Below are 16,116 nucleotides of genomic sequence, written 5' to 3' on the forward strand. Positions count from 1 at the left end.
TCACAAATCAATCCTGATAAACCTATATGCCGGATCGGCCACAAAGATACTGCATTAATTGAAAATCAAAAATCGAAAATCGAATTTTATTATAGTTTTCAGTCTATAATATTTCTTCAAATCTCATACTTGCTCTCGTAACGCATAAAATTTACGTCTCAAAGGTAAATAAACAACCACCAGCACCACCATAGAAATAATAAAATAAATCAATGTATACTCTGGAGTATACATCAACACCAACAAATACCCCAAATTAACAACAGCCTGTATTCCCATGTAGATCAAAGAAACAGGCAAATGAGCAAGCTTTCCCTCATTAGCCAACAACTGGTATAAATGTTTCCGGTGTGGTTGACCGATATTCTCTTTCAACAAAATACGATGTATAATCGTCAGCACGCCATCTACCCCGTAAACAGCTAAAAACACCAATGCCGATACGTGTCCGGTGTGTATTATAAAGCTACCCAACAAAAAGAGTATAATAAAAGCCATTGATATAGCTCCTACATCTCCCGAAAAACATTTGGCATGAGAACGGAAATTATAAAAATTAAATACCAGCAATGATAGTATCACCACGGGAATAAACCCCGCCGGCGCTATCGGGAAAACAAACGCATTGATTCCCCATAACGCCAACATGGCAACCAGACTATATCCTCCGGTAATACCGTTAATACCATCCATGAAATTATATATATTGAGTATGGCTAACCCGACAAATAAAGCCACAACCACGAATCCCCACGAAACCTCATGAACCCCTAGCTGTAACAGCAGCAATAACAAAGAAAAGGTCTGGACCAAAAGACGAACCTTTGCAGAAAGCGGGTGCATATCATCAATAAAACTCACCAAAGCCACCAACGTCAACCCGCATAAAAACCAAGGTGCAAAAAAATCAAAGACCAATCCATGTACAAGTACCCCTAAATAAAAAATCACCCCACCTCCTCGTAGGGTAATTGCATGATGAGAACTCCTTGCATTAGGAACATCCAAAATATTATATCTCTTGGCAATCTTAAAATAAATGTTCTCCAGCACGAAAAGGAGCAGGAGAACAAATCCATAGATCCAATTTATCATTTTTGTTGCTTAAACGATTCAACCATTTCTCGAATTCCATCCTCCAACGTGTAACGAGGCTCGTAACCGATAGCGCTTAATGCTAACTGACGATCAATAACCACATCTCCCCAGAGTTTCTGATAAAGATCAGGACGAACCTTCTCTATCAGTTTCAAGAATATGGACGGAGAAGGTAGATTTATCGTGTGTACTCCCAATTGACGAGAAATTTCCTCGACCACGTTACGCGTAGAATAAGGAACTTTATCCGTCGGATAGAATACACCCTCAACCTCTTTCTCCACGGCTAAATGAATAAACTCAACCAAATTTTTTACATTAATAAAATCACGACTATTCCGGGCTGAACCGAAAGGCAGCGGAATATGTTTATTTACCAAACGAATCAAACGCAACATATTACCCGGAGCCATTCCACCCCCGTATGCCATTGGCGGACGAATAATTGCGGCCTTAAATTCCCGGTCACTCATTGCCACTAACTCTTTATCTGCTTTAAGCTTAGAACTCCCGTAATAAGTCTGTGGTCTTTCCGGTGTTGTCTCAGAAATTCGACTGGCACTACCGAACACGGCAATCGTACTCATCTGCACGAACTGACGTACCCCTGCCTGTTTTGCTTTTTGAGCTAATAAACAAGCCATCCGATAATTCACATCATCATAAAGCTCTTGGTCTTTCACTTCCGGACGATGTACGATAGCTGCAAAATTTATTACCGCATCAAACCCTGAAAATGCTTCAACAGGCATATCTCGAAATGCTTTCACAACAATCTCTTTCTCGTACCCGGTCGGCCTGCGACTGTAACACGTGATAGAATCCGTTGATACATATTTCTTTATAAATTGCCCGGCAATAAAACTATCTCCTCCAATAATCAATATTCTTTTCATTCCTTGATCCATTTAAAACGGCATAAACCTCCAACTTGCCCACATACATGAGCATCATTATCTATCTCATATTAGCGTGTTTATAAACAGGATACGCTCTCTCCCTCTTATCTTGCTCCCCCTTTTACGTCGTATAGACCTCAGATGTTTTATTCGTTCTCATATAATTAATAATAGTGTTGTGTGTGTTGTTTTTAATCAAGATGCAAAAGTACATCAATGGTTGCGTCACAAAATGATGTTTTTTTGTTTTTAACAAACTCTTAACAAAATTGGAACGCAATTAAATAAAGATTACCTCCTTTTTCTATATGTATAAACTTATATGTATTTTTGTCGAGTTAATCTATATCGAAAAACTATCAATGATACAAGAACATAGTCAACGTATTACAAGAAACACGCTAATACTTTACTTTCGAATGATTTTTACAATGCTCGTAAGTTTATATACATCGCGTGTTGTCTTGAATACATTAGGAGTGGAAGATTTTGGCATTTACAATGTCGTAGGAGGCGTGGTTGCAATGCTCAGTTTCATAAACGGCTCATTAAGTGCAGCTTCATCACGATATATTACTTATGAATTAGCGATAGGAACCCCAGAAAGTCTAAGAAAGACTTTTAGTTGTGTTATGACGATTCACATATTTATTGCCTTACTTATTGCGATCTTAGGAGAAACTGTTGGCTCATGGTTTTTACTTCATGAACTCAAAATTCCTGAAAACAGATTGAATTCTGCCATATGGGTATTCCAATGTTCTATTTTAAGCACAATGCTATCTATAATTAGCGTTCCTTACAACGCTACAATTATAGCTCATGAAAAAATGAATGTATATGCATATATCTCGATCATGGATGTAATGCTCAAATTAGGTATTGTCTATTTATTAGTGATTCTTCCTTTTGACAAACTTAAAATTTACGCATTACTTATACTTGCGATACAAATTTTTGATGTTTTCGTATACCGTTGGTATACATCCACTCGCTTTAAAGCATGCAAATTCAAATTTACCTGGGATCAATCCTTATTTAAAGATATTTTTATTTTCGTAGGCTGGACAATAAACGGTAATTTGGCCGTAATCGGTTACACTCAGGGATTAAATATTTTATTAAATTTATTTTTTGGCCCCGCAATCAACGCTGCAAGGGGAATTGCTGTACAAGTACAAACAGTTATTCAAAATTTTTGTAATAATTTTCAAGTAGCCCTAAACCCTCAATTAACAAAATCGTATGCACAGTCAGATTTTGAGTACATGCATAAACTATTAATTATTAGTTCTAAATTTTCATTTCTCCTACTTCTATTGCTTTCAATGCCAATAATCTTCGAAGCACAAACCATATTAAAATTATGGTTGAATATTGTTCCAGAATACACAGTCATTTTTCTAAGATTAATTTTGTGTTCAAGTATGCTCACGGCTTTAGCCAACCCACTCATCATATCCGTTCATGCCACAGGTAAATTAAAAACATTCCAGTTAGTTGAAGGTAGCATGCTTCTAACAATCGTACCAATATCGTATTTATTACTAAAATTTTGCAATGTTCCCCCAGAAGCTGTTTTTATTGTTCACATTGGCATTGAGATTTGTACACAATTTGCAAGAATGAAAATTGTTCTTCCCATGATTAACATGAAAATTCACGATTACATTAAAAATGTTCTATTTCCTATCACAAAAGTGCTTATCCTATCTCCTATTATTCCATTCATTATATATATTTGTATGCCCAATAATTGGTATTCTTTCATTATGGTGTGTTTCACATCGGCATTTTCAGTATTAATAGTAACATATTATATTGGATGCCAAAAACATGAAAGAATATTTATCAAACAAAAAATATACACGATCATAATGAAACTCAAATTAAAGAAATGATAAAGACCCCACATATATCGATTATTGTACCAGTTTATAATGTAGAACTTTACCTAGCGACTTGTATTAATAGTTTAATAAATCAAACATTCTCCGATATTGAAATTCTTCTCGTTGACGATGGAAGTTTAGATGGATCAGGTAACATTTGTGACAAATACGCTTCAGAAGACTCAAGAATTCGAGTATTTCACACCTCGAATAATGGAGTAACCTTTGCCCGTAAAACTGGTACAGAAAATGCACAGGGAGAATGGATTTGTTTCGTAGACTCAGATGATACGATGCCTTTAGATGCTCTCTCTCAAATGCTACACATGGTCGGTAATTGTGATATGTTAAAGGGAGACCATCGGAAAATTCATAATATAGATGCAAGTTCTTCACAATGTTCCATTCAACAGGATCTGATACAACTTCAATCAACAGATTTCATTTGTGAATGTCTAAAAAATTGGAAACTTCGAGGTCCTTGGGGAAGCTTGTATAAGAGGAAATTATTCGACAATAGTATTTTTGATCTTCCTCGAGATATCGTTCGAGGAGAAGATTATATAATGAATGTCAGATTAGGTAATAAAGCAAAACAAATAGCAGTAACCACATCTATTGTTTATAATTATTTCGACCGTCCAGGGTCTTGCATGAACACGTTCATTCCAACATTACAATATGAAAAACAATTTGAAAAATATTTAGTTGCAACCTTAGACTCCATACTCAACTCAAAAGAAATAAAGGAAGCCCTATTTTATCATCGCTATGCAGTAATAAAAACATTATATTTAACAAATAAAAAATTAGATACTAAAGATACTTACATAACAGAACTAATAAAAAATACCCGACATCTAAATTTAAGTAAAGAAGACAATATAATCCGTCATCTTTATAAGTACCCTCGACTTGCCAAAACCAGTCTAAAAACACTTCGGATATTACACAATTTAAAAGAAATCATAAAACCATCATGATTAAATATTTAAAATATATTCTATACCAACTTACATACAATATATTACCATTAATAATGCAAATCCCATCTTTTGCCATTAGACATGCAATTTTAAGATTATTATTAAAAAAGATCGGGAAAAAAACTTCAATATTTAGAGGTTTTGAATGTATAGCAGGATCACACATCTCTATCGGAGAACATTGTGTTATTAATAAAAATGTATTCATGGATGGTCGGGGCGGTAACTTAACGATTGGTAACAACGTCGATATTGCTAGAGAAGTAAACATTTGGACAATGGAACACGATGTACACGATGATCTACATGGACTTAAATGTGGTGAGGTCACAATAGAAGATCATGTATGGATCGCTTCACGTGTAACAATTCTTCCTGGAGTAACAATCGGACAAGGAGCCGTCATTGCATGTGGTTCTGTCGTTACAAAAGATATTCCCCCACGTGTAATAGCCGGAGGAATTCCAGCAAAAATAATTGGCCAACGCAACAACCAACTGAAATATGAATTATATTATCGACCATTATTTGAATGACAACATATTACTTTTTCTAAAAATAGCCTCATTTCCACCATAGAAGCAGTCATTGAATAATTTTTTAGAAACATTTCACGAGCATATCTCTGACATTCTAATAAGCGTTCTTTATTATGTCCTAAATCATTAAGAATTGTAATCATATCTTGAGCCGATACACTACATCCTCCAACTTGACGGGTGTCAATATCATACCCCTCAAAAGCCTCAGGTGTTCCAACAATAGCTTTCCCATACATCATAGCCTCTGCTGTTTTTGTCTTCATTCCACTACCTAAAAATAAAGGGCAAACTACTATATCCACTTTAGCATACCATTCTTTCAAACTTTGAACATAGCCAATCACTTGTACTCGATCCGAAATCAAATGAGATACAGCCTTTTCCATACCTTTCCCTACAATGAACAATTTCCCATCTACATACGGCATTACTTCTTGTACAAACCACGTGATCCCTTGAATATTTGCAAAAAAATCACTCCCTACAAAAAGATACTTAAGCTCATCTAAACCCTCTTCCTTCTTCGCCTCTCCCGAATCACTAAATGAAGTTGGTAATAAAGCTGTTACATCCTTTTTATATATATCTAATATTTGTTTAGCATCTCTATTATTCAATGCTATTAAATAATCACTATACTTTACTGCTAGTTTTTCTGCTCTATAAACAAAAAAGATGTTTAATAAATTTCCCATACTCTTTACATTATTTTTAAACATCTCCCAAGCATACCTTACCTCAACATTGTGCAAAAAAGTTACAATAGGTAATTGCGGGAACTCATCTTTCACCCGTTTCACAATACATCCATACAACGAATGTGCTATAAATACCAAATCCACTGGATGTTCCCTCAAATGAATAATAATTTCTTCTATATTCAGCCTCGACACCCCCCCATTAACTCCATGAACTCGTTCTTTTAAACGCTGCCAAAAAGGTACTTTATACTGTTCAAACTGAAAAACTTCAACATCACAACAAGTAGCTCTTAATAACTCTAAATTTCGATGATTAATCACACCTCCACCAAAATCTTGATCCATTTTCCCTACGATATAAAAAATTCTCATATCACTACTTTGTTATGTACAAACTCTTTATACGATTATTTATCTTTCTTCGCTCTGTATCATAAAACCATCCCCACTTATTAAAATAATAAATAGCAGCTTTTACATGGATTTTAAATAAACGCAAATTCTTATGGGATCCTTTTCTGAAATGATGATATACAAACGCCTTGGGATAAAACATAGTTTTATACTTTCGCCCTATACGACGACACAAATCAGTATCCTCACCATACATAAAGATTCCTTCATCAAATACCCCAATTTCAGTTATTACATGCCGAGGAATAAAAAGGAAACATCCAGAAAGATAAGGGACTTCCATTATAGAATTATAATCAGTAAAACGCATTTCAAAATCATAATCTAACTTTTTTTTCACCCTATCAATAGGAATAAGGCTACGTGCAATCCAATTAATTGGTGTCGGTAACAATTTACACAAATATTGCAAACTACCATCCGGATAAAGAACTTTAGGCATACAAATACCTACATCTTTATTCTGATCCATAAATTGCACCAACCGTTCTATGGTGCCAGCCTCAAAACTAATATCTGGATTCAATACTAAATGATATCTACCTAATCTTATCTCTTCCCTCATAATAATATTATGAGCGGCTCCAAAACCTATATTAGCATTATTAAAAATGTATTCAAGTCGAGGAATATTTTCACATAATACTCTTAAATCATCTGTTGGAGAGTTATCTACAATATAGAGTTTAACATTCAAAGTTGTATTTAAAAAACTATCAATAGCTTTCTTTAATACGTCTTCTCTTTCCTTATATGTTACAATCGTGGCCGTTACTAATAAATCATTCATAAATATTTCTCATCGTATTAAATCAAACATAAAGCAAATCACATTTTTGATTTTTCTCAAAAACCAATATGCAAGCGACGAATAAAAAATAATATCCTATAAAAATTTATCCCCCTCTTAAAACCTGCTAAAATCAACCTATGCTGCCAAATAAGAAATTTCAAATATTTTGTCCGGTAAAAATCACTATATATTTGTTTTACCAAGCTTTCTTCTCTATCTACTCCCCCTTGGTTGCAACAAGTCAATAAACATCTCAAATTAATAATTGCAATATCATCAAAATAATCACTATAAACATTCCTTGCTTTAAAAAAATCTGATACATACTTTGCGGCCAATAACGCATCCATCGCATGCTTTTTCGTTGGAGTTTTTGTTGCAGCACCCTGACGTTGATAGTAGTGATATCCATAATAACTACTTTTCGCTATTACTCGAGCATAAAATGATAATTGTAGCACACCCAACATATCCTCTGCCATACTCAAACCATCAGGAATGACCATCTTATGACATATTGATTTTTTTATTAACTTCATCCACAAGCACCATGGTTGCTTTCCTATTGCCAAACTATGAATAAACTCCTTTGAAGAAAGAACATCAAAATTAGTTGAAAACATTTCTATGTCCTCGTTATCAGTACTATAATAAGCGTTTCCCACAATAATATCTGCATCTTGCTGTTTTCCAAGCAAATATAACCGTTCTAAACTCTCACTCTCCAACCAATCATCTCCATCTAAAAAAAATATATATTTTCCCTGGGCATTCGCAAGTCCTTCTCTACGACAAGAGGTTACGCCACCATTCTCCTTATTAAGAACAACAACTCTTTCATCTCTTATCGCATATTCTTCTAATATCTCTAATGAATTATCAAGACTTCCATCATTTACAACAATAATTTCCAAATTTTTATAAGTCTGTGATATAACAGAATTTAGACAACGCTGCAAATACGAAGCTATATTATAAACTGGAATAATTACAGATATTTTATCCATTGTGTTATTTATTTTTATAAACCTGCTCAATTCCTGCCAATGTCCCTTTAAAAAAAGAGAAATTTTTCTCCAAACAACTCTTGATAAGGTTCAATAAAAGTAATCCTAATAAAACCCAATTCATTTTCAAAGATGATCCCAATCTATGTTTTCGATATATATGAACGTAATTAACTACATATTGTCTACGATAATTACTTTGATCTTTTTGTATCGTTGATACATGAGCATGAAACCCCTTAAAACCATCAAAAAAGCACGCTTTAAATTTTTTATTAAATTGATGAGAGAAGTCTGTATCTTCAAGATAAGCATAATCCTTAAAATATTCATCATAACAGATATCTGCAAAAACATATCTTCTATACACAGAAAAACCTCCTCTCAAAAAAGATGCAGGATGTTCCTTATATGAATCTAAAGCTAAAATAGGTAACCCACCCAAAGTCAAAGACATTTTTCCAAAATAGGAGGTAAAAAACAACTTTCCAAAAACATATTGCAATCTTCTTGTAAAAGTGGAAGGCAGTACTCTTTCAGACAAAGCCCCTGTAATTGCATCAATTTCAGGACGTTTCATAAAAAAAAGTCTCATTTTTTCTAAAGAGGCAGGAAAAAGATATATATCATCATCTAAAAACATTACCAAATCACATGTAGCTTTAGCAATTCCATAATTTCGTTGTAAAGGCAACCCTGGTAAAGTATGAAAATAACGAATATTAGGTTTCACCTCTCCAAAATCCTCTCGTCCTATTGCTCTAGGTCTATCACTACTATCAACAATTATAATTTCATCTCCTATATTAAACTGGTCTATAAAAAGTTCCAGATTATGAATAAGTATATCTCGACGATTTCTTGTGCAAAGTATCAAACTAACATTCATTTCAACAACTTACAATATTATCACTTACATCTAACTTGCTTGCTACTTTCTCTTGCCTATAAACATAGGACAAAAATAAAATAAAAGATAATAATGGGAAATAGAATATTTCTAAAACATTTCCCAATAAAAATATTGCAACAAATAGTAGTACAAAATTTTTATCTAGAAAATAATAACAATAAAATGCACAAGCGAAAACGATTAACAAACAAACGATCCCCATCTCTAATAAGATTTGGAGATAAGAATTATGCAAATTCATTCCTTCTGTCGTTATTTCACGAGTCTTTCCTGCTCCCAATCCCCAACAATAATCATCATTCAATTCTAAAGCATCGAAAGCCTCCAATTGACTTTCAAATCGTAAGGACAAAGAAACAAGTTTTTCTGCTATATAATCATTAGAAGTATCAACATCACGTAAAGTTGTCAAGACAAATAACATCCCATAATATATAACAAACACTCCAACTAAAACCATTCCACCTAAAACCTTCACATTCCTATTTGGCAATACCCACAATTTTTTTACATGAAAAAGTATAATGACACCAAACATCGTTATTATTAAAGAAAGAGAAAAAGAAAGTAAAACTGCCCCTATCAAAAAATAATTGAAATGCCCAGTTTTTACTTTCAAATAATAAATATAAACAAATAACAGATAAGAAAAAAAATTAGAATCTTCTATTACTCCAGAAAAACGCATGAAACCATGCGTTTCAACGCCTGTTGTCAATGACAATCCCAAGGTATTATATAATACCACATCAATATAAATTAATGCTGCATTAAAAAGAAGGAAACAATGAAGTAATTTCGTTATCCGTAAGTCATTTACCAAAGGTATATAAAGCGTTAACCAGATCAATGTTAATGTTTTAAATATCCTATAAGCTGCCCCTCCATCATGAATAAGCAAATAAAAAGTAGTTAGGACACCAACACTTACTAAATACACATAAAACCCTTTTCGATGCCTCACATCTGATCCTAGAAAAAGACAAAATAATATAGCACAAGCAAAAACGATATATAAATTCATCGCATAGGTTAATGAGAAAAAACCTAGCACAAAAAATATATTATAAAGTCCATTAAAAGAAATCAAGTTTCTCATTTAAACATTCCCCTAACCAAAAGTCCTATTATTCCAAAAAATCCGAATAAAAAAACACTTCCTAAAATAATTAATAATGTTCTAGGTTCGCTTGGATATGAAGGAACAGAAGCTGGTTCTATTATAGCAAACGTAGGCGTTTCTTCTTGAACTTTCATTTTTGCTTTATCCAATTCCTCAATCATCGATGCGTATGGCTTATAAACCAATTCTACGTCTTGTTTCAATCGAAATTGCTCCATCGTTGAAACACTAGAAACACTTTCTCTATGAGAAGCTATATATTTACTTAAATCTTCCTGCTTTTTTTCATAATTAAGCCGAGCGTTATTCAATAGATTCTCATAAAATTTCACATCAACATTAGCTTTATATGTTTTTTTCTCTGCCACCAATGTTTGCATTTTTTTCAGGATTTCATTTGCTACTAACGCAGAAACCATAGGATCTTGCATCCTCACAATCAAATTCATCACACCATTGCGTTTATCCATTTGGACTTTTATGTCCTTATTCATTCTCCCTACAAATGTAGCTTGTTCTGGTGCTAGTTGAAATAAATTTACAGTATCAAGAAAAATAGGCTTTCCATACCTCCATTTTTGTATCGTAGCAGGTAGCTCTATAATATCTCGCCACCAAGGGAACTTATATTCATTCAATATATAATTTCGCAATAAAATTTTACTTTTATCTAGCTTAGAAACTTCTAAACTCCAAAAGTTTAATAGGAACGGTTTACTTTTAACAATATCCGAAATAAAATTACTATTATCAATAGTAGACTGATCTGGAACTATCTTTATCGTTGTAGTATACGCAGTTGGAATACTCCAAGACACAATTAATCCAACAACAACCCCTATACAAATAATTAACAATAACTTTTTCTTATTTGTCCAAACCTGTTCAAACATTATCAAGGGATCTATCCCTTTTAATTTTTGTTCTCTATTCATCAGAATTCAATTAAATATTCTTTTATTTACATTTTTCACGGAATAAACTACTATTAAACAACCATATAGATTAATAGATAAAAACAAATATTTTGTTTGCGAAGTTACAACAATAAGTAGTTTAAAGCAAACAATTAATCACGAAACTATTTATACGATAATTCAATCATCGTCATCACAAGTGACCATGAGGCTCATGCAGATTTTCTAAATCTTCCCACATCCAAAATCGTTATCCCACCGCCACATGACGGGAACATAACATAAGAGAAAGCGACCAGTAAGACCCAAGAAATAGTTAAACCATAGAATTAAGGTATTATTACTCTAGGAACAAGCATAACAAATAAAATTACAGCTGAGAAAATATCATGTAACACAAATTCAACCCAAATGAAGAAGTAATCCTACCCAAATAATCCCTCTCATTCAGAGATTACTCGAAGATCCCTCGTAGCTCAAATATTACGGAATGAATGAGCTTCGAATAAACTTCGAGTAATCTCTGAAAAAGGGGGATTATTTCCTTAGGATTTCCCCAGCTTCTCGACAGGTTCTCATTATAAACCTAGTTCTACGCAGAGGTATACATTTCGCCCCTATAAAAAGTTTCTGACGATATAACTTCTCTTCAAATACTTATTATACTTGATTTCGACACAATCCCAAGAAATTGGAAACGTGCTTTTCAGCATCCCACGTAACAGAGTGCTACATCAAAAACACACTTTTCGTATATTTTACAAGCCAAATAATTACACTTTTCCGAGAAAAATAATAAATCCGAATAATTACAACGCCTTTACGCAATCTAATGAAACATTTGCACAAACACCTATCAAACAAGGAACATGAACCATAATCCGATGGCCACCAGCTACCTCGACCAACTCTCCCTGTACCCCGGTTAATTCACCTTGAATCACACGTACACCAGATCCTACCGGAATTTTCCCATTCACAACTTCAATCATCTCCGCCCATTCATTCAAAATCCGCAAACTATCCAACTGTTCGTCCGAAATCACAACCGGGCCCTGTTTCTCTTTTAACAACGCCATCACGCCCCCAATTGATAACACGGAAGGTAAATTCATTTCAGAAACACGGACAAAAATACACCCCGTAATCACAGGGACTTCTAACCTTTTCACCAGTCCATCCCTCACAAACTCGTCCCCCCGCACAGGTAAATAATTCTCGATTCCTGCTTGTTCCAAACGCTCCTTCACTCGTTTTTCCGCCCGAGCAGCAGTGAAAACTGCATACCAATTCGTCTTCTCCATTACTCTCTGACTTCTAAATTTTCGGCTACCTGAATTTTATTTAAAACCTCTTCCATATGATGTTCTACACCTTCCTCTTCCATCTGGAAATCAATAGATTCATAGGTTGAATTTTTCGATTTAAACTCAGGTACGATACATTTCATTTGTTTCACCACGGCAAAATTATCTTTTGTCTGCAAAGCTATATCAAGAGCCTTTATCGCATCCGTAACTTCACTATAATTATATTCACGTACTTTGGCAATCTTTATTCGCTCATGCACGGTCGGCAAAGTCGTCTCCTTCACGTTAAGCACCTCCTCGTACAATTTCTCTCCCGGTCTCAAACCGGTAAAAACGATATGAATATCTTTCCCAACTTCATAACCGGAAAGTTTAATCATCTTACGAGCCAGATCGACAATCTTAACGCTCTTACCCATATCAAAAACAAATATTTCACCGCCATTTCCCAACGCCCCCGCTTGCAAAACGAGCTGACATGCCTCGGGAATAGTCATGAAAAAACGAGTTATTTCCGGGTGAGTAACTGTTATCGGACCACCCGCCTCTATCTGTTTCTTGAAACGAGGGATCACCGAACCATTCGATCCCAAAACGTTCCCAAAACGAGTAGTAATAAAACGAGTATTCGCGATGCGATTCAATGATTGCGTGTAAATTTCCGCTATACGCTTACTTGCACCCATAACATTCGTCGGGTTCACCGCTTTATCGGTAGAGATCATCACGAAACGCTGGCAATCATACTTCACAGCACAATCGGCAACATTTTTCGTTCCGAAAATATTAGTTTTCACACCTTCAATCGGGTGTTTTTCCATCATGGGAACGTGCTTATAAGCAGCCGCATGATACACGATATTGGGATGATATGTTTTAAAGATTCCTTCCACCCGGCTCGCATCACGTACATCCCCGATCTCAATTTTATAATCCGTGAAACCACACTCTTCCTTCAGTTCCAGCTCAATATCATAAAGCGGAGATTCGGCCTGATCAAACAAAACGATCAAAGAAGGATTAAAATGCGTCAACTGCCGCACGATTTCACTCCCGATAGAACCAGCCGCCCCGGTCACCAAAACCACTTTATTCAATAATTGTTTCCGAAGATTGGTCTCCTCCATGTGAATCACGTCCCTCTCCAACAAATCTTCGATCTTGATATTCCGGATATGCCGCATACTTAACTCCCCGTTAATCCAACTTTCAAAACGAGGTACTTCGAGTACGTTCACATCAGCGGCCAAGCAGATCTCGACAATTTCCCGTTTTTTATCCGGAGAAATCATCTTTTTGGCGATAACCACCTTGTCCACCCGGTTACGTTTCAACAAACCGGGTAAAGACGACATCTTATAGATCTTGACCCCCTCGATAATCTTTCCCGCTTTCCGATCATTCACATCAACAAAAGCAAGAATATTATACGTGGCATCCTCCACGTTATCCATGGCATGTTTCGCCATGATACCGTATTCATCGCTACCACATATAATTACATTCTTTTTAGTACGCTCTGCACCAATATACTGTGCGAAGACTTTCTTCACGATCACCCGGCTCATAACCATCAAACTGGTCAGAAGAACGTACTCCGTGAGTAAAACGGAAACCGGTATAAAAAGATAATCATACAACAGGAAAAACACGCCACTACCCAAAAGAAGGGCAATCTCCCCTGCCGTCAACACGTAGTAGATGCGCAAAGCATCCTCCGTTCCCGTGAAACGTACTATTCCGGAATAAGTATGTCCCAACAAGAAACTGATCACCCGGATACCCACAATAACAAGGGCCCCGGTCAAGACAAAATCCAATCTCATCCGGTCAATCTGGAAATTGACCCAAATCAGATAGGCAACGCTAACTGCCATAATAGCAAGAGCCACGTCGATCAAAAATACAATCCATCGAGGAGTGTATGAGAATGAACGCAATGTCCTCATTCTATTCAGACCATTTGTGATAAGTGCAACCATAATTTTTTAATATAAAAATAAAACCTTCACGGGATAAACCTCCTAAAAGGTGGACACCCGCAAAGGTAATAGTAATAATATTAAAAAAAAAATTTTTTAGTAGGCCTTTAAAATATTAACCTCATCTTCAGTTAGGAAACGCCAGTGACCCCTGGGCAGATTTTTCTTCGTGATCCCAGCAAAAAAGACACGGTCCAAACGAAGAATCTGGTACCCCAAATGCTCGAAAATCCTCCGGACGATACGATTTCTACCGGAATGAATTTCAATCCCCACCTGTGTACGATCATCTTCCGCCACTCTCACGTCATCCGCCTGGATAAAGCCATCCTCCAAGTCGATTCCCTTACGAATAGCCTCCAAGTCGCCCGTTTGAACCACCTTGTCCAAGAACACGTGGTATATCTTTTTCTGGTTATACTTCGGGTGTGTCAATTTCTTGGCTAAATCGCCATCATTCGTGAAAAGCAACACTCCCGTGGTCTGACGGTCAAGTCGTCCAATCGGGTACACGCGCTCTTTACAAGCTCCCTCGATCAAGGTCATCACGGTTCTACGTTCCAAAGGATCTTCCACTGTCGTCACGTAATCTTTCGGCTTATTCAACACCAAGTACACTTTACGCTCGGGAGTAATCACTTGATCATCAACCTCCACTCGATCCGTACGTTTTACTTTTACCCCGACTTGTTGCACGACTTCCCCGTTTACTTTCACCCGACCGGCTGCAATCAACACATCAGCATCACGACGTGAACACACCCCGCCTTTAGCGATATAACGGTTCAAGCGTAATTCTGTCTCCTGCCCCTCGTTCTTCTTGCGATATTCAATTTGTTTTTTCTTACTATACACACTTTTGGGAGCGCCATCCCCATCTGCCCGACGGGTAAACACTTTTCTCGCCGGACGATCAGAATAACGATCCCGACGATCATCCCCCTCTCTGCGATCCCGACGATCGCCACGATACCCTTCTCCACGTCCTCCTTCCTCACGGGAACCTCTTTCCCGACGTCCTTCCTCACGTCGATCATTACGATCCCTGTTTTGATAACGATTATCTCTTCTTTCTGCATTTTCATCCCGATCTTGAGGCCGCCTTTCACGACGCTCTCCACGATCGGAAAAACGATTGTTATCCCTGTTACCTCTCTCGTATGATCTTCTATTATCCCGATTCTCGTAACGATTATTCTCCCGATCCCCTCTTTCACGGTTTCGATCTGAATCCCGGTAATAACGATTCCCGTTATCTCGATCTCCCGTACCCTCGTTACGCTCTCTCTCCCGTTCTTTGTTCAAATCACGGATATACCCGTGTCCTTGTTCCCGTCTCGGTCTGTCCGTGTTGAAACGGTTAGGTCTTCTTGTTTCGCTTTCTCCACCTTCACGGTTTTCGAAACGCGGTGTTCTGCTCCGACGATTCTCATCACGATTCTCGATCGGCCTTGTAATTCTAGGTCTTTTAGTCTCCCTATTCATATACTTACGTATAAATTTTTGATTTTAAATTTATGATTCTTGCTTATAGCCCTC

Annotated in this window: 14 protein-coding genes; 3 read left to right on the forward strand and 11 right to left on the reverse strand. The window is 36.2% G+C overall.

Annotated elements, in window-relative coordinates:
• Nucleotides 1-123 precede the first annotated feature (123 nt).
• Both I2I33_RS07585 and I2I33_RS07590 read right to left on the reverse strand, forming a co-directional pair.
• A complete protein-coding gene (locus I2I33_RS07585) occupies nucleotides 124-1,095 on the reverse strand; it encodes an MraY family glycosyltransferase (RefSeq protein ID WP_087422405.1) in 972 nt (323 codons plus the stop codon).
• Entirely contained in the window at nucleotides 1,092-1,994 is a 903-nt protein-coding gene (locus I2I33_RS07590; RefSeq protein ID WP_162613862.1) for an NAD-dependent epimerase/dehydratase family protein, read from the reverse strand. Before I2I33_RS07590 ends, I2I33_RS07585 begins: the two co-directional genes overlap by 4 nt.
• Nucleotides 1,995-2,428: 434 nt before the next feature.
• On the opposite strand from I2I33_RS07590, the gene I2I33_RS07595 reads away from it, so the two are divergent.
• The 3 genes from I2I33_RS07595 to I2I33_RS07605 are packed head-to-tail and all read left to right on the forward strand — an operon-like array spanning nucleotide 2,429 to nucleotide 5,411.
• The gene (locus I2I33_RS07595) at nucleotides 2,429-3,898 is read left to right on the forward strand and encodes a lipopolysaccharide biosynthesis protein (RefSeq protein ID WP_229128230.1); all 1,470 of its coding nucleotides are present in this window, start codon (nucleotides 2,429-2,431) and stop codon (nucleotides 3,896-3,898) included.
• Nucleotides 3,895-4,872 carry a glycosyltransferase family 2 protein gene (locus tag I2I33_RS07600; RefSeq protein WP_087422407.1) on the forward strand — a complete coding sequence of 326 codons (978 nt, stop codon included), beginning with the start codon at nucleotides 3,895-3,897 and terminating at the stop codon, nucleotides 4,870-4,872. Before I2I33_RS07595 ends, I2I33_RS07600 begins: the two co-directional genes overlap by 4 nt.
• Nucleotides 4,869-5,411, forward strand: coding sequence for an acyltransferase (locus tag I2I33_RS07605; protein WP_087422408.1), 543 nt, complete (start codon nucleotides 4,869-4,871; stop codon nucleotides 5,409-5,411). Before I2I33_RS07600 ends, I2I33_RS07605 begins: the two co-directional genes overlap by 4 nt.
• Here the strand turns inward: I2I33_RS07605 and I2I33_RS07610 are convergent.
• The 9 genes from I2I33_RS07610 to I2I33_RS07650 all read right to left on the reverse strand — a co-directional run bounded on the left by I2I33_RS07610 (nucleotide 5,390) and on the right by I2I33_RS07650 (nucleotide 16,062).
• Nucleotides 5,390-6,490 (reverse strand): glycosyltransferase, encoded by a 1,101-nt coding sequence (locus tag I2I33_RS07610; RefSeq protein WP_087422409.1) that lies wholly within the window; start codon nucleotides 6,488-6,490, stop codon nucleotides 5,390-5,392. The genes I2I33_RS07605 and I2I33_RS07610 overlap by 22 nt on opposite strands.
• Nucleotides 6,491-6,494: 4 nt before the next feature.
• Nucleotides 6,495-7,322 carry a glycosyltransferase family 2 protein gene (locus I2I33_RS07615; RefSeq protein ID WP_087422410.1) on the reverse strand — a complete coding sequence of 276 codons (828 nt, stop codon included), beginning with the start codon at nucleotides 7,320-7,322 and terminating at the stop codon, nucleotides 6,495-6,497.
• Nucleotides 7,323-7,378: 56 nt separating this feature from the next.
• The gene (locus I2I33_RS07620) at nucleotides 7,379-8,332 is read right to left on the reverse strand and encodes a glycosyltransferase family 2 protein (RefSeq protein WP_087422411.1); all 954 of its coding nucleotides are present in this window, start codon (nucleotides 8,330-8,332) and stop codon (nucleotides 7,379-7,381) included.
• Nucleotides 8,333-8,336: 4 nt separating this feature from the next.
• Complete coding sequence (locus tag I2I33_RS07625) at nucleotides 8,337-9,221, reverse strand: glycosyltransferase family 2 protein (RefSeq protein ID WP_087422412.1); 885 nt, start codon at nucleotides 9,219-9,221, stop codon at nucleotides 8,337-8,339.
• Between the two features lies 1 nt (nucleotide 9,222).
• Entirely contained in the window at nucleotides 9,223-10,344 is a 1,122-nt protein-coding gene (locus I2I33_RS07630; protein ID WP_087422413.1) for an O-antigen ligase family protein, read from the reverse strand.
• Nucleotides 10,341-11,303, reverse strand: coding sequence for a hypothetical protein (locus I2I33_RS07635; protein WP_087422414.1), 963 nt, complete (start codon nucleotides 11,301-11,303; stop codon nucleotides 10,341-10,343). Before I2I33_RS07635 ends, I2I33_RS07630 begins: the two co-directional genes overlap by 4 nt.
• A gap of 791 nt (nucleotides 11,304-12,094) precedes the next feature.
• Nucleotides 12,095-12,589: a UpxY family transcription antiterminator gene (locus I2I33_RS07640; protein ID WP_087422415.1), complete on the reverse strand. Its 495-nt coding sequence runs from the start codon at nucleotides 12,587-12,589 to the stop codon at nucleotides 12,095-12,097.
• Complete coding sequence (locus I2I33_RS07645; protein WP_229128231.1) at nucleotides 12,589-14,577, reverse strand: polysaccharide biosynthesis protein; 1,989 nt, start codon at nucleotides 14,575-14,577, stop codon at nucleotides 12,589-12,591. The genes I2I33_RS07640 and I2I33_RS07645 overlap by 1 nt, the downstream gene beginning before the upstream one ends.
• A 96-nt stretch (nucleotides 14,578-14,673) precedes the next feature.
• Nucleotides 14,674-16,062 carry a pseudouridine synthase gene (locus tag I2I33_RS07650; RefSeq protein WP_087422416.1) on the reverse strand — a complete coding sequence of 463 codons (1,389 nt, stop codon included), beginning with the start codon at nucleotides 16,060-16,062 and terminating at the stop codon, nucleotides 14,674-14,676.
• Nucleotides 16,063-16,116: the final 54 nt, after the last annotated feature.

The organism is Butyricimonas sp. BSD2780061689_150309_C8 (assembly GCF_015560935.1).
In the GTDB taxonomy this organism is placed as follows: Bacteria; Bacteroidota; Bacteroidia; order Bacteroidales; family Marinifilaceae; genus Butyricimonas; species Butyricimonas paravirosa.

What these genes read in the sequence shown, in the direction of transcription:
- I2I33_RS07585 (WP_087422405.1), bottom strand. Translation starts at nt 1,095, where the DNA reads ATGATAAATTGGATCTATGGATTTGTTCTCCTGCTCCTTTTCGTGCTG.
- I2I33_RS07590 (WP_162613862.1), bottom strand. Translation starts at nt 1,994, where the DNA reads ATGAAAAGAATATTGATTATTGGAGGAGATAGTTTTATTGCCGGGCAA.
- I2I33_RS07595 (WP_229128230.1), top strand. Translation starts at nt 2,429, where the DNA reads ATGCTCGTAAGTTTATATACATCGCGTGTTGTCTTGAATACATTAGGA.
- I2I33_RS07600 (WP_087422407.1), top strand. Translation starts at nt 3,895, where the DNA reads ATGATAAAGACCCCACATATATCGATTATTGTACCAGTTTATAATGTA.
- I2I33_RS07605 (WP_087422408.1), top strand. Translation starts at nt 4,869, where the DNA reads ATGATTAAATATTTAAAATATATTCTATACCAACTTACATACAATATA.
- I2I33_RS07610 (WP_087422409.1), bottom strand. Translation starts at nt 6,490, where the DNA reads ATGAGAATTTTTTATATCGTAGGGAAAATGGATCAAGATTTTGGTGGA.
- I2I33_RS07615 (WP_087422410.1), bottom strand. Translation starts at nt 7,322, where the DNA reads ATGAATGATTTATTAGTAACGGCCACGATTGTAACATATAAGGAAAGA.
- I2I33_RS07620 (WP_087422411.1), bottom strand. Translation starts at nt 8,332, where the DNA reads ATGGATAAAATATCTGTAATTATTCCAGTTTATAATATAGCTTCGTAT.
- I2I33_RS07625 (WP_087422412.1), bottom strand. Translation starts at nt 9,221, where the DNA reads ATGAATGTTAGTTTGATACTTTGCACAAGAAATCGTCGAGATATACTT.
- I2I33_RS07630 (WP_087422413.1), bottom strand. Translation starts at nt 10,344, where the DNA reads ATGAGAAACTTGATTTCTTTTAATGGACTTTATAATATATTTTTTGTG.
- I2I33_RS07635 (WP_087422414.1), bottom strand. Translation starts at nt 11,303, where the DNA reads ATGAATAGAGAACAAAAATTAAAAGGGATAGATCCCTTGATAATGTTT.
- I2I33_RS07640 (WP_087422415.1), bottom strand. Translation starts at nt 12,589, where the DNA reads ATGGAGAAGACGAATTGGTATGCAGTTTTCACTGCTGCTCGGGCGGAA.
- I2I33_RS07645 (WP_229128231.1), bottom strand. Translation starts at nt 14,577, where the DNA reads ATGGTTGCACTTATCACAAATGGTCTGAATAGAATGAGGACATTGCGT.
- I2I33_RS07650 (WP_087422416.1), bottom strand. Translation starts at nt 16,062, where the DNA reads ATGAATAGGGAGACTAAAAGACCTAGAATTACAAGGCCGATCGAGAAT.